Source organism: Stappia albiluteola (genome assembly GCF_014050225.1).
GTDB lineage: Bacteria > Pseudomonadota > Alphaproteobacteria > Rhizobiales > Stappiaceae > Hongsoonwoonella > Hongsoonwoonella albiluteola.
On record NZ_JACFXV010000034.1, the window covers coordinates 122,857 to 136,476 of the forward strand.

Genomic DNA, 13,620 nt, shown 5'->3' on the forward strand with positions numbered 1-13,620 from the left:
AGCGAAGACATAGGTAAGACGACACGATGGGCGCCTATATCCTGCGGCGACTTCTCCTGATCATCCCGACGCTGGTGGGGATCATGGCGATCAACTTCGCCATCATCCAGTTCGCGCCCGGCGGGCCTGTTGAACGCGTCATCGCGCAGTTGCAGGGGACCGACGTTTCGGCGACCGCGCGCATCAGCGGCGGCTCCGGCTCGGACCTGGGCGCGGGAAGCGGCCAGCAGGATTTCAGCGCCGGCCAGGGCGTGACGTCGAAATATCGCGGCGCCCAGGGCCTTGACCCGGAATTCGTGAAGGACCTCGAGCGCCAGTTCGGCTTCGACAAGCCGCCGCTGGAGCGCTTCGGCAAGATGCTCCTGGACTATGCCAGCTTCGATTTCGGGGAGAGCTATTTCCGGGACATCGCCGTCATCGATCTCATCGTCGAGAAAATGCCGGTTTCCATCTCGCTCGGCCTGTGGATGACGCTGATCTCCTATACCGTGTCGATCCCGCTGGGTATCCGCAAGGCGGTAAAGGACGGCTCGAGCTTCGACGTGTGGACCTCCGCTGTCATAGTCGTCGGTTATGCCATCCCGGGCTTCCTTTTCGCCGTCCTGCTGATCGTGCTCTTCGCCGGCGGATCGTTCCTCGACTGGTTCCCGCTACGGGGCCTCACGTCCGACAATTGGGAGCAGCTCTCCTGGCCGGCGCGCATCGTCGACTATTTCTGGCATCTCGTGCTGCCGCTCTCGGCGATGGTGCTGTCGGCCTTCGCCACGACAACGCTGCTGACCAAGAATTCCTTCCTCGACGAGATCCGCAAGCAATATGTCCAGACAGCCCGCGCCAAGGGCCTGACCGAGAGGCAGGTGCTCTACGGCCATGTCTTCCGCAATGCGATGCTGATCGTCATTGCCGGCTTCCCGGGCGCCTTCATTTCGTCCTTCTTTGCCGGCTCGCTCCTGATCGAAACAATCTTCTCGCTCGACGGCCTGGGGCTGCTGGGCTTCGAATCCGTGATCAACCGCGACTACGCAGTGGTCTTCGCCACGCTCTATATCTTCTCGCTGATGGGCCTGCTGGTGAACCTCATCTCCGACCTCACCTACACCTGGATCGATCCGCGCATCGACTTCGAAAGCCGTGAGGTCTGAGGCAATGGATACCCGCGCCGAAAAGACCATGCAGCAAAGCGCTTTCATCGCGGAAGGCAAATCGCAGGCCCGGCCGAAGGGCCGTTTCGCGCTGTCGCCGATCAATCGGCGCCGACTGACGAATTTCAAGGCCAACCGGCGCGGCTTCTGGTCGCTCTGGATTTTCCTGTTCCTGTTTATCGGGGCACTCTTTGCCGAATTCATCGCCAACGATCGTCCGCTCCTCGTTTCCTACAAGGGCGAGATCCTGATGCCGGTATTGGTCGATTATCCGGAGGAGAAATTCGGCGGCTTCCTGGCGGTGACAGACTATCGCGACCCCTTCATCCAGGACGAGATCTCGGCAAACGGCTGGATGGTCTGGCCGCCGATCCGCTATTCCTATCGCACGGTGAACAACGAGATTCCGGTGCCGGCCCCCGCGCCGCCGTCCTGGATGCTCGACAAGGAGACGCGCTGTTCGCGCTACCCGCTTGGAGTGGACGATCCGAACTGTACGCTTGGCAACTGGAACTGGCTCGGGACCGACGACCAGGGCCGCGACGTCGTTGCCCGCCTCATCTACGGCTTCCGTATCTCCGTGTTGTTCGGACTGGCGCTCACAATCGCCTCGTCGCTGATCGGCGTCGGAGCAGGCGCGGTGCAGGGCTATTATGGCGGGCTGGTCGATCTTTTCTTCCAGCGCTTCATCGAAATCTGGACGGCGATCCCGACGCTCTACCTCATTCTGATCGTTTCCTCGGTGCTGGTGCCGGGCTTCTGGACCCTGTTCACGATCCTGCTTGCCTTTTCCTGGGTGGCACTGGTCGGCGTGGTTCGGGCGGAGTTCCTGCGCGCTCGCAATTTCGAGTACGTGACGGCTGCGCGCGCGCTGGGCGTTTCCAACCGGGTTATCATGTGGCGGCACATGCTGCCCAACGCCATGGTGGCGACACTGACCTTCATGCCTTTCATCCTGAACGGCTCGATCTCGACGCTCACGGCGCTCGACTTTCTCGGCTTCGGCCTGCCTCCCGGCTCCGCTTCGCTTGGCGAATTGCTGGCGCAGGGCAAGAACAACCTGCAAGCGCCCTGGCTCGGCATCACCGGCTTCTTCGTCATCTCCATCATGCTGAGCCTGCTGATTTTCATCGGTGAAGCGGTGCGCGACGCCTTCGATCCGCGCAAGAGCTTCGCGTGAGGTGCGGCCAATGGAAAAGATGACCGAATTGCCGCTCCTCTCCGTCCGCGACCTCTCCGTTGCCTTCACGCAGAACGGCAGGACGACGACGGCCGTCGACCATATTTCCTTCGATATCGGCAAGGGTGAGACCGTTGCGCTGGTCGGGGAAAGCGGCTCGGGCAAGTCAGTCTCCGCCCTGTCGACGGTCAGGCTTCTGCCCTATCCGGCCGCCTCGCATCCCTCTGGCAAAATCCTCTTCAAGGGAGAGGACATGCTGACGGCCGACGAGGCCGCTTTGCGCAAGGTGCGCGGCAATGCGATCTCGATGATCTTCCAGGAGCCGATGACCTCGCTCAATCCTTTGCATCCGGTCGAGCAGCAGGTGGCGGAAATCCTGAAAATCCACCGCGGCATGAGCGATAAGGCCGCCCGGGCGCGCGTGTTGGAACTGCTGGATCAGGTTGGGATCCGCGAGCCGGAAAAGCGGCTTGCCTCCTATCCGCATCAGCTTTCGGGCGGCCAGCGCCAGCGCGTGATGATCGCCATGGCGCTTGCCAACGAGCCGGACCTGCTGATTGCCGACGAACCGACGACGGCGTTGGACGTCACCGTGCAGGCGCAGATCCTGAAGCTGCTGAAAGAGCTACAAAAGAGTGCCGGCATGGCGATGCTCTTCATTACCCATGACCTGGGGATCGTGCGCAAGATCGCCGATCGGGTCTGCGTGATGACGCAAGGCAAGATCGTCGAGCAGGGGCCCGTTGCGGAGATCTTTGCCGATCCACAGCACCCCTATACGAAGAAGCTTCTCGCCGCCGAACCGAAAGGCGCGCCGCCGAAGACCGACCTGTCCAAGCCGATCGTCGTCAAGGGCGACGATGTGAAGGTGTGGTTCCCGGTCAAGCGAGGTTTCTTCCGCCGCACCGTCGATCACATCAAGGCGGTGGACGGCGTCGATCTCGAGGTGCGCGAAGCCCAGACACTCGGCATCGTGGGCGAAAGCGGTTCCGGCAAGACGACTCTGGGCCTCGCGTTGCTCAGGATGATTTCCTCGACCGGGCGCATCAGCTTCCGCGACAGGGAAATCGAGGGTTTTTCCTGGAAGGAGATGCGACCGCTGCGCCGCGACATGCAGATCGTCTTCCAGGACCCGTTCGGCTCGTTGTCGCCGCGCATGTCCATTGCCGACATTGTCGGCGAGGGGCTGGCCGTTCATTTCCCGGGAATTACGGCCGGAGAGCGCGACGATCGCGTGGCGACGGCGCTGGAGGAAGTAGGGCTCGATCCCGATACCCGCTTCCGCTATCCGCACGAGTTTTCCGGCGGCCAGCGCCAACGCATCTCGATCGCGCGCGCCATGGTGCTTGAGCCGAAATTCGTCATGCTGGATGAGCCGACCTCGGCGCTCGACATGAGCGTACAGGCGCAGGTCGTCGATCTGCTGCGCGACCTGCAGATAAAGCATGGCCTGGCCTATCTCTTCATTTCGCATGACCTGAAGGTGGTCCGGGCGCTTGCGAATGACGTCATCGTGATGCGGGCGGGCAAGGTGGTGGAATCGGGCTCCGCGACGGAAATCTTCGACAGTCCGAAGACCGACTACACGCGCGCGCTGATGGCAGCCGCCTTCCACATGGAAACGGCGGCCGAAGGCATCGTCAGCGAATAGGGCCGGGTTCAGAAGGCGGTGCGGGCCTTGAGCGCCTGGGCGAGCGTGCCTTCGTCGAGATAATCGAGTTCGCCGCCGACCGGCACGCCATGCGCCAGCCGGGTAACCTTCACGTCGAAGCCGGCAAGCCGGTCGGTGACGAAATGGGCGGTCGTCTGGCCTTCGACTGTCGCGTTGACGGCAAGAATTACCTCGCTGACCCCGCCTTGCGACACCCGGTCGACGAGCCCGGCGATATTGAGATCGTCCGGGCCGATGCCGTCGAGCGGGCTCAGTGTGCCGCCAAGCACGTGGTAGCGGCAGTTGAGTGCCGCCGCCCGCTCCAGCGCCCACAAATCGGCAACGTCCTCGACGACGACGATGGTGGAAGCATCACGACGCGGGTCGCTGCAGATGGTGCAGGGGTCCTTGGTGTCGACCGTGCCGCAGACCGAGCACAGGCCCACGTTGGCCACCGCAACGCCCATCGCCTCGGCAAGGGGCACGAGAAGCTGATCCTTCTTCTTGATCAGGTGAAGCGCCGCGCGCCGGGCCGAGCGGGGCCCAAGGCCCGGCAACTTGGCAAGCAACTGGATCAGGCGCTCGATCTCGGGACCGGCGATGCTGCGGCTGGTCATGCTTGAACAGCGCTCAGAACGGCAGCTTCATGCCGGCGGGCAGGCCGAGGCCGCCCATCATTTCCTGGGTCTTTTCCTGCATCGCCGTCTCGACCTTGGTCTTGGCGTCGCTATGGGCGGCGATGATCAGGTCCTCAAGGATCTCGATATCCTCCGCCTTTGCCAGCGAGGGATCGATCTTCAGCGCCCTGAGGTCGCCCTTACCGCCAAGCGTCACGGTCACCAGGCCGGCGCCGGCCGAACCGGTCGCCTCGATCTGCGCCACCTCTTCCTGCAGCGTCCCCATCTTTTCCTGGAGCTGCTTGGCCTGCTTCATCATCTTCAGGAAGTCCATCGGACGTCTCCATTTCGTTGGGCCGGCCGTGAAGCGGCGCCGGCTTTCATGAAAGATCTGGAATCGGGTCAGTTACCGCCGAATTCCGGCTCGTCGCCGTCGCTCGCTTCCCCCAGCGCCTCGCTCAGAAGCGGGTCGGCCGGTGGCATATCGCTTTCGGGCGAATTGATGCGCACGTCAACCACTTCCGCGCCGGGGAAGGCCGAAAGAAGGGATGCGACCGCCGGTTCGGCCCTGGCGTCGGAAAGGAGCTGGTGCTGGGCGGCAACCTTCTCCTCGTGCAGCGTCGGGCGGCCCTGCGTCCGGCTGACAATGGCGATCCAGCGCGTGCCGGTCCAGTCGCTGAGCTTGCGGCCAAGCTGGCCGGCAAGGTCGGGATCGGCATCGGGCGTCGGCTGGAATTCGATGCGGCCCGGCTCGAATTTCACTAGCCGTACCTGTCTTTCGATGGAAACCTTCAGCGGGATATCGCGTTTCTCGCCGGCAAGGGCCGCGCATTCGGCCAAGGATCGCGGGCCGGCAACCGCGGGTTCCGGCTGCGCTTGCGGTTGAGGTTCGGCAACCGGCGCAGGAGGGGCATCCTCGCGCGGGGCGCTCTGGACAGCCTGAAGACGGGGACCCGAGGCGACCGTGGGGCGTGCAGGCTGCGCCGTTTCTTGCGAAACGGCTCCGCTAGCACCGTTTGCACTCATCGGAGCGGAGACGAGCTCTCCGCGCGACGGGGTGTCGGAGGCAGGCTCAACCTGCGAAGTCCCCGGCGCGCGCGCCGGCAGGGACGCTCCGCCTTCCCGCAATAGGCGAAGCGCCTCTTCCGGATCGGGCAGGTCGGCGGCATAGCAAAGGCGCACCAGCACCATGTCGGCGGCGGCCAGCGGCTTCGGCGCGGCCTGAACCTCGGCGATACCCTTCAGCAGAATCTGCCACGAGCGTGACAACACGCGCAGCGACAGCTTCTCGGCGAAGTCGCGTCCACGCAGGCGCTCGGCCTCGGTCACCGAGGCTTCGTCGGCCGATTTCGGCACGATCTTCATGCGCGTGACGAGATGGGTGAATTCGGCGAGATCGGAGAGAACCACTGCCGGATCGGCGCCGATCGCATATTGCGCCTGCAGTTCCGCCATAGCGGTGGCGGCGTCGCCACGCATCGTGTGCTCGAAGAGATCGATGATGCGGGCGCGGTCGGCAAGTCCCAGCATCTGGCGCACGACCTCCGCATCGATCGCACCGCCGCCATGGGCGATCGCCTGATCGAGCAGCGAGAGGCTGTCGCGCGCCGATCCTTCTCCGGCCCGGGCGATCAGCGCCAGCGCCTCGTCGGAGATGCCGATCGATTCGGCATCGGCGATACGCCTGAGCAGGGCGACGAGCTTGCCCGTATCGATGCGCCTCAGGTCGAATCGCTGGCAGCGCGACAGCACCGTGACCGGCACCTTGCGGATTTCCGTCGTGGCGAAGATGAATTTCACATGCTCCGGCGGCTCTTCCAGCGTCTTCAGCAGGCCGTTGAAGGCCGCGTTGGAGAGCATGTGCACTTCGTCGATGATGTAGACCTTGTAGCGCGCCGAAGCCGGTCGGTAGCGGGCGGCGTCGGTGATCTCGCGAATGTCGTTGATGCCGGTATGCGAGGCGGCGTCCATCTCGATCACGTCGACATGGCGGCCTTCCATGATCGCTTCGCAATGAACGCCGGGCCGGTCAAGCTTTACCGTAGGCTGGTCGATCTCGCCGGGAAGGGAATAATTCAGGCCGCGTGCCAGGATACGTGCTGTCGTCGTCTTGCCGACGCCGCGCACGCCCGTGAGCATCCACGCCTGCGCGATGCGCCCGGTCTCGAACGCGTTCTGCAGCGTCTGCACCATCGGTTCCTGGCCGACCAGATCGTCGAAGGTGCGCGGGCGGTATTTGCGCGCAAGCACGCGATAGGCGCCCTGCCTGTCAGGCGGAGTGCTTGCTGCTGAACTTGTTTGCGTATCGGATGAGACCATGCCGTCCATGGCGCCCAGTCTATCGGCCCGGCCCCGCTCTGTCTCGCGGGCCGGCGCCTTGTCACCGCAAAAATGCACTTTCGTCGCGATCTGCCACATGATGGCGGCATCCGGACAGGCTGCGGGCAAGGGCTGATGAGGCGGGAGGCTGGCACGATGACCCGTGCCGCGACTCGTTGGGGCTGCTTCCTTCCGGACCTGACCCGGTTGGCGAGTGGCTCGTCCACCACCAACCTCCCTGGCGCCTTATATCAGCAAGGGGAGGGTGTTTGGCAAGGGGGAGGGATCATTTCCCCTCCAACTCTCTTTTAGCCTGCTCTCTCAGTTCCCGGCGGATGATCTTGCCCGTCGTCGTCATCGGCAGGGCGTCGACGAAGGCGACTTCGCGTGGATATTCGTGTGCGGAAAGCCGTGTCTTCACCCAGGACTGGATTTCCCTTGCAAGGTTTTCGCCGGGCGCGATGCCGTCGGCAAGAACCACATAGGCCTTGACGATCTCGGTGCGCTGCCGGTCCGGCTTGCCGACGACGCCAGCCATCTTCACCGCCGGGTGTCCGATCAGGCAGTCCTCGATTTCGCCCGGGCCGATGCGGTAGCCGGCTGACGTAATGACGTCGTCGTCGCGTCCGACGAAGCGGATCCAGCCGTCCTCGTCGCGAATGCCGGTGTCGCCGGTCAGCAGCCAGTCGCCGGCGAATTTGGCATCCGTCGCCGCCTCGTTGTTCCAATAGCCGAGGAACATCACCGGATCGGGTCGGCGCACGGCGATATTGCCAAGTTCGCCTGTCTGCAGTTCCTCGCCGCCGTCGGAGACTATCGCCAGCCGGTGGCCGGGCACGGCGCGTCCCATGATGCCCGGTCGCGCATCCATGATCGCCCCGCAGGAGGAGACGATCATGTTGCACTCGGTCTGGCCGTAGAACTCGTTGATGGTGACGCCGAAGACGCGCCGCCCCCAGTCGAGCAGCTCGGCACCCAGCGTTTCGCCGCCGCTCGCCACGGAGCGCATGGAGATCTTCCAGCGCTTTTCCGGACTTTCGACCTGGCGCATCATCTTTAGCGCCGTCGGCGGCAGGAAGGCATTGCGGATCTTGTGATCCTGCAGGAACTGGAACGCGGCTTCGCCGGTGAATTTCTCGAAGCGATGCGCCACCACCGGAACGCCGTGATGGAGCGCCGGCATCAGCACGTCGAGCAACCCGCCGATCCACGCCCAGTCGGCTGGCGTCCAGATGCGGTCGCCTTCCCGCGGCAGGAAATCGTGGCTCATCTCCACGCCCGGCAGATGGCCGAGCAGCACGCGGTGGGCGTGCAGCGCGCCCTTCGGCTGTCCCGTCGTTCCGGACGTGTAGATGATGACCGCCGGATCGTCGGCGGCCGTGTCGACGGGCTGGAACTCCTCGCTTTGACCGGCCATTTCGGAATGAAGGTCGAGCGTGCCTTGCCGCGCGCCGTCGATGGTGAAAACGTGCGCAAGCTCCGGCAGGCGATCGCGGATTTGGGCAAGCTTCGCCGCTCCGTCGGCATTGGTGATCACGGCCTTCGCACCGGAATTGGCAAGCCGGTATTCCAGCGCCTCCTCGCCGAACAGCATGAAGAGGGGAATGGAGATCGCGCCGAGCTTGTGGGCGGCGATATGACCGAAGGCGGTTTCGGCCGCCTGGGGGAGCAGGATGCCGATCCGGTCGCCGCGGGCAACCCCTTTGTCGGCGAGCAGGTTGGCCAGTCGGTTCGACAGCCGTTTCAGGTCGCCGTAGCTGTAATCCCGGATGCTGCCGTCCTTCTCCACGAAGGTCAGCGCCAGGCGGTCCGGCTCGCGCGCCGCCCACCGGTCGCAAACGTCGACGCCCATGTTGTAGCGTTCGGGGATATCCCAGCGGAATCCGCCATAAAGGGCGTCATAGGTTTCTGCCCGCCGCAGCATGTGTCCTCCCGCACTCTCCCTTTTCCCGATGTTTTGAACGCCGCAGAAGAAAAAGTCACGTGCCGCGATGCGGCGGGGCTATAGTCGCCGGCAACGGCTTGTATCTCATGCCCGCTTCGGGAGGCGGCAATGTCATCCTTTGAACTCGATCCCCGCCTTTCGGCGGATACCTACCCTGTTCTGGAACTGCCACTTTGCGCAGTCCGGCTGATGAAGGACGCCAATTATCCCTGGCTGGTGCTGGTGCCGCGCCGCCGCGACCTGATTGAACTGATCGATCTTGAAGGCGATGACCGTGCGCAACTCATGGCGGAAATCGCGCTCGCAAGCGAGGCCCTGCGGGCGGAAACGGATTGCCAGAAGCTCAACGTGGCCGCGCTCGGCAATCAGGTGTCGCAGCTTCATGTGCATGTGATCGCCCGCAATCAGGACGACGCGGCCTGGCCGAACCCTGTCTGGGGCTTCGCGCCCGCAACGCGCTACGACGAGGGGCGCCGGGATCACCTGATATCGGCGCTGATCGACCGGCTTTCGGGGTAGTTCCGCCCTGCTGGATTGCAATCACGAAAAGCGGAAGCGGACAAGAAACATGAACTTCCAGGACATTCCACCGCAGTTGAGCGACGGGTTTTCCTATGCCGGCAACAGGCTGGAGCGGCTATCCGAGCATCGCGGCGATGCGCGCTGGCTCGCCGAACATATGAATTCGCCCGCCGCCCGCTTCGTCTGTTTCTGCAGCGAGAAACCGGTGATCAATCTTGGCGAAGGCGGCAAGGGTCCGCTGACCAGCCTGCATGAAAGAGCGTTGGGCGCACGCTTCGGCATGGTCGATGTCGAGACCGTGCTTCTCGGCTTTGAGCGCGAAAGCCGGTCGCCGATTTTCGCTACATCGCTGCCGGCAGGCGAGGAGGAGATCGAGGCCGCAGGACCGCTGAAGCTCATCGATATCCGCTCGCTGGCGATCCAGGGGGCGCTGTCACCGGAAGAACTCGGCATTCTTGCGCAGGCGCGCGCACTGTCGCACTGGCATTCGACGCATCGCTTCTGTTCGCGCTGCGGCCATGAGAGCCGCATGACGCAGGGTGGCTATCGCCGCGATTGCCCGCAATGCGGCGGGCTGCACTTTCCCCGCACCGATCCGGTCGCGATCATGCTCATTGCCGATGGCGAAAATTGCCTGATGGGGCGCACGCCGCGGCTGGCGGAAGCGGTGTTCTCGACGCTGGCGGGTTTCATCGAACCGGGCGAGACGGTGGAGGATGCCGTGCGCCGCGAGGTGTTCGAGGAGGCGGGCGTGCAGGTCGGCAGGGTCGGCTACCGGGCCAGCCAGCCATGGCCCTTCCCGGCTTCGCTCATGATCGGTTGCCGGGGCGAGGCGCTTTCGCGAGATATCGTCATGGACGAAACCGAACTGGAAGCCTGCCGGTGGTTCTCGCGTGCGGAGGTGCTCGACATGCTGGCCGGCACCCATGCCGCAGGCCTTCGCGTACCGCCGCCGCTTTCCATCGCCCATTGGCTGATCCGCGAATGGGCTCTCGGGCGCGAATGAGCGATTGCGTCTACCTCACCCATCCCGAGGTCGCGGTCGATCCGTCAGTGCCGGTTCCTGACTGGAGCCTTTCGGCCAGAGGGCGGGAGAGGGCGCAGGCCGGATTGCGGCAACCGTTCCTGACGTCCATCCGGCATGTGTTTTCCAGCGCCGAGCGCAAGGCGGTTGAGACGGCCGGGATCTTCGCCGGACATCTCGGGCTTGAGGTGATCGTCGATCCGCTGATGCATGAAAACGATCGCTCGGCCACCGGCTTCCTGCCGCCGGACGAGTTCGAGACGGTTGCCGACGCCTTCTTCGCCGTCCCTGGCGCAAGCGTCAGAGGCTGGGAGACGGCCCGGGACGCGCAGCGGCGGGTCGTTGAGCGCGTGACAACCGCGTTGAACGGGATCCATCCCGGAGATGGAGTTCTCTTCGTTGGCCATGGCGCGGTCGGCACGCTGCTGAAATGTCATCTTGCCGCGCTTGAGATCGATCGCCGCCACGACCAGCCGGCGGGCGGCGGGCATTTCTACTTCTTCGACCGCGCGATGCTGATCCGGCCTCGCGTTGCCGACCTGTTGTGGCAGCGGATTGACGACATTGCCGCTTTTCCGAGTTCTTCATCGCCCATTGGTTGATCTACGAATGGCTGTCCGGACGGGCGTGATGTGCGAGGGTAGCTACCCCATCGCAACAGCGAGGACGCAGTCCGAGCGCCGATCCCGCACTCCGTCGTCATCCCGGCATGGCCATGCGCGCAAGCGCATTGCGAGAGCCGGAATCCAGATATTTTTCGCGCCACGCGCGTCATCAATTGATGAGGGAGCGGGCCATGCCCGCAGCATGTCATCTGTGTCCCGGGTCATCGTTCGGCTGCGCCTCACTCGCCCGGGATGACGGAGTGTGCGACTGCCTCTCTGCCACGACCCTCTCGGTTCGTCATACGCGGGCTCGACCCGCGCATCCAATCTGCGTCTGCGTCTTTTACCGTTGCTCCCTGGATCGCCGGGTCAGGCCCGGCGAAGACGATGGGAGAGGCAGAGCGTTACGTCGAAGGCCGGCGGTCAGGCAATGCGCTTGCTCCGAACTCAGGTGTCATCCCCGTGAAGACGGGGACCCAGTAGACACCAGCCTCATTGGCTAAATCTCCGGCGTTGGCGGTTACTGGATGCCCGGTCGAGCCGGGCATGACAGAGTGTGTGGGCGCGTTGGCGCAAGCACGACAGGGCGAGTGGCCCCTCTGCCGCATCCTCTCGGCTCGTCATACGCAGGCTCGACCCGCGTATCCAATCGGCGCCAACACATGCGTCCGAATGAATGTGGCCATCAACCGGGAATTGCGCTTTCCTTCGCGCACTTCCTTGACTAGAATGCGCGCAGGCCAGTGAAAAAGACTGGCCCGGGGGTGTGACAACCCTTACCACAACGGCTGGCATCAGCCGTATTGATGCCTCCTCGACCTCAGGGGTCCAAACCCTCATGGCCGGGGAGGCGATGGCGTATGTCCAAGGGCTTGCCCGAAAGGCCATCGCAGCCGCCTTGTGGTCGGCTTGTCACCTCCCCGGCCGCCAGAGGTGCTTCCTCTGGCGGTTCAAGCATCCGAAGGGGAGGCAAGAATGGCGGACGGCTACGACTTCTTCAAAGACGTCCTGTTTACCTGGCGCTCGACGGCGGACTGGGTGAAGGCCATGGGCGTCACCGCCTTCGGCATCACCACCATTTCATTGGTTACCGCGTGGCTGGACTACCGCCTGCGCCGCTACCAGCTCACCCTCGCCGACAAGCACAGCGCACCGGCTGTCGAGGCGGCTCCGCCCGCGATTTCGCGTTCGGCGGTCGTTGAACTTGCCCCGCCCATCGGTTCACGAAATACGCCCTGACGGGCGAAGGAATCGTCATGTCCGGGCCTTGCCGGACACCCGCTCGCCCCATCGAACCACCCGCACCTCAACGGTGCACAACGAGCGGGTCGCCGGTCAATGGTCCGGCGATGACGACCCATGTTTTCGGGCGGGCTCCGCCCGCAAAGATTTCCGGGTCCCGGCTCTCGCGATGCGCTGGCGCGCACGCGGGCCGGGATGACGCCTGAGCTTGTGGCAGGCCGCTTGTCACATACTCCGGTGTCATCCCCGTGAAAACGGGGATCCAGTAAACGCATGCGTTGGTGGCTGAATTTCTCACGTCAACGGCTACTGGATGCCCGGTCGAGCCGGCATGACAGAGATTGTGGGCACGTTGGTCCGCAACAGGATGTGCTGAATTCACGAAACAAGTGCAACACCTGCTAAGGTGTTGCCGCGATGGGACAAAGTTACGATCAGTTGAGCCTGCGGGAGCGGGTAAAGATAGAGCTGTGGCACCGGGAAGGGCGCTCGCTGCGCTGGATCGGACGGCAACTGGGTCGTTCGGCTGCCACGATCAGCCGCGAGTTGCGGCGCAATGCCAGGCCGACCAAGCAGTGGTGCGGCAGCTATGACGGGGAACGGGCGCACGGACTGGCCCTCCGGCGCCGGCGCTGGGATGCCCGCTACAAGCTGGCACGCCAGCCGGCGCTGCGCGACATGGTCAGGCAACGCCTTGCGATGGGACAGTCACCCGAACAGATCGCCGGCCGGCTGGCGCGCGAGCACGGTGGCACGCTCATCAGCCATGAGTCCATCTACCGCTTCGTTTATCACCGCTCGGCGCAAAAGGATTACTGGCACCGCCTACTGCCGCGCGCCAAGAACCGCAGGGGCCGCCTGGGCCTGCGCGGCGGCTCGTCCGTCAGCTTCATCAAGCTGCGCCGCCCGCTGGCCCAACGTCCCGCCGAGGCCGACGACAGGGCCACGCCGGGCCACTGGGAGGCCGACCTCATGGCCTTTTCCCGCTATGGCCAGTATGTGCTGGTCACCCATGAGCGCAGCTCGCGCATCCTCACCATCGATCGGCTGTCGCGAAAGACCGCGCGCGCCGTCGTCCAGGCCCTGGTTCAGCGCTTCGGTCCGCTGCCCCGCCTGTTGCGCCGGTCGCTCACCTTCGACAATGGCACGGAATTCGCCTTGCATTTCGAACTCACGGACAGGCTCGGCCTCGCCACCTTCTTCTGCGATCCGCACGCCCCCTGGCAGAAGGGTGGCATCGAGAATGCCATCGGCCGCATGCGCAAGATCTTGCCGCGCAAGTCGGATCTGGCAACCATCGATCAAGGCCAAATCCGACAGTTGGTCGAGCACTACAACAATACCCCGCGCAAATGCCTTGCCTTCAGGACGCC

Annotated in this window: 12 protein-coding genes and 1 other RNA gene; 8 read left to right on the forward strand and 5 right to left on the reverse strand. The window is 64.1% G+C overall.

Features of this window, described 5'->3' with window-relative positions; translation table 11 throughout:
- Positions 1-26 precede the first annotated feature (26 nt).
- From H2509_RS03080 to H2509_RS03090, 3 genes are read left to right on the forward strand one after another with little or no spacing between them, the layout of a single operon-like run.
- Positions 27-1,142 (forward strand): microcin C ABC transporter permease YejB, encoded by a 1,116-nt coding sequence (locus tag H2509_RS03080; RefSeq protein ID WP_182162181.1) that lies wholly within the window; start codon positions 27-29, stop codon positions 1,140-1,142.
- Positions 1,143-1,170: 28 nt separating this feature from the next.
- The gene (locus H2509_RS03085) at positions 1,171-2,322 is read left to right on the forward strand and encodes an ABC transporter permease (RefSeq protein WP_408022659.1); all 1,152 of its coding nucleotides are present in this window, start codon (positions 1,171-1,173) and stop codon (positions 2,320-2,322) included.
- A 19-nt stretch (positions 2,323-2,341) separates the two neighbouring features.
- Positions 2,342-3,973 (forward strand): ABC transporter ATP-binding protein, encoded by a 1,632-nt coding sequence (locus H2509_RS03090; protein WP_182162218.1) that lies wholly within the window; start codon positions 2,342-2,344, stop codon positions 3,971-3,973.
- A gap of 8 nt (positions 3,974-3,981) precedes the next feature.
- On the opposite strand, the gene recR is transcribed toward H2509_RS03090, so the two are convergent.
- The 5 genes from recR to H2509_RS03115 form a co-directional block, all read right to left on the reverse strand.
- Complete coding sequence (recR, locus tag H2509_RS03095) at positions 3,982-4,590, reverse strand: recombination mediator RecR (RefSeq protein WP_182162184.1); 609 nt, start codon at positions 4,588-4,590, stop codon at positions 3,982-3,984.
- Between the two features lie 13 nt (positions 4,591-4,603).
- Positions 4,604-4,924 carry a YbaB/EbfC family nucleoid-associated protein gene (locus tag H2509_RS03100; protein WP_182162186.1) on the reverse strand — a complete coding sequence of 107 codons (321 nt, stop codon included), beginning with the start codon at positions 4,922-4,924 and terminating at the stop codon, positions 4,604-4,606.
- Between the two features lie 68 nt (positions 4,925-4,992).
- On the reverse strand, positions 4,993-6,909 hold the full coding sequence (locus H2509_RS03105) for a DNA polymerase III subunit gamma/tau (protein ID WP_209001769.1): 1,917 nt from the start codon (positions 6,907-6,909) through the stop codon (positions 4,993-4,995).
- A 140-nt stretch (positions 6,910-7,049) separates the two neighbouring features.
- Positions 7,050-7,147, reverse strand: an RNA gene (ffs, locus tag H2509_RS03110) — signal recognition particle sRNA small type.
- Between the two features lie 48 nt (positions 7,148-7,195).
- Positions 7,196-8,833 (reverse strand): acyl-CoA synthetase, encoded by a 1,638-nt coding sequence (locus H2509_RS03115; protein ID WP_182162188.1) that lies wholly within the window; start codon positions 8,831-8,833, stop codon positions 7,196-7,198.
- Positions 8,834-8,962: 129 nt separating this feature from the next.
- Here H2509_RS03115 and H2509_RS03120 point away from each other — a divergent pair, with 129 nt between their 5' ends.
- From H2509_RS03120 to H2509_RS03140, 5 genes are all read left to right on the forward strand, one after another.
- Complete coding sequence (locus tag H2509_RS03120) at positions 8,963-9,373, forward strand: HIT domain-containing protein (protein ID WP_182162190.1); 411 nt, start codon at positions 8,963-8,965, stop codon at positions 9,371-9,373.
- 49 nt (positions 9,374-9,422) lie between these two features.
- The gene (gene nudC / locus H2509_RS03125; protein ID WP_182162192.1) at positions 9,423-10,382 is read left to right on the forward strand and encodes an NAD(+) diphosphatase; all 960 of its coding nucleotides are present in this window, start codon (positions 9,423-9,425) and stop codon (positions 10,380-10,382) included.
- Positions 10,379-11,002 (forward strand): histidine phosphatase family protein, encoded by a 624-nt coding sequence (locus tag H2509_RS03130; RefSeq protein ID WP_182162194.1) that lies wholly within the window; start codon positions 10,379-10,381, stop codon positions 11,000-11,002. The genes nudC and H2509_RS03130 overlap by 4 nt, the downstream gene beginning before the upstream one ends.
- 978 nt (positions 11,003-11,980) lie before the next feature.
- Entirely contained in the window at positions 11,981-12,244 is a 264-nt protein-coding gene (locus H2509_RS03135; protein WP_182162196.1) for a hypothetical protein, read from the forward strand.
- Between the two features lie 420 nt (positions 12,245-12,664).
- Positions 12,665-13,620, forward strand: a 956-nt coding sequence (locus H2509_RS03140) for an IS30 family transposase (RefSeq protein ID WP_182161583.1), incomplete at its 3' end; no start/stop codon positions are given.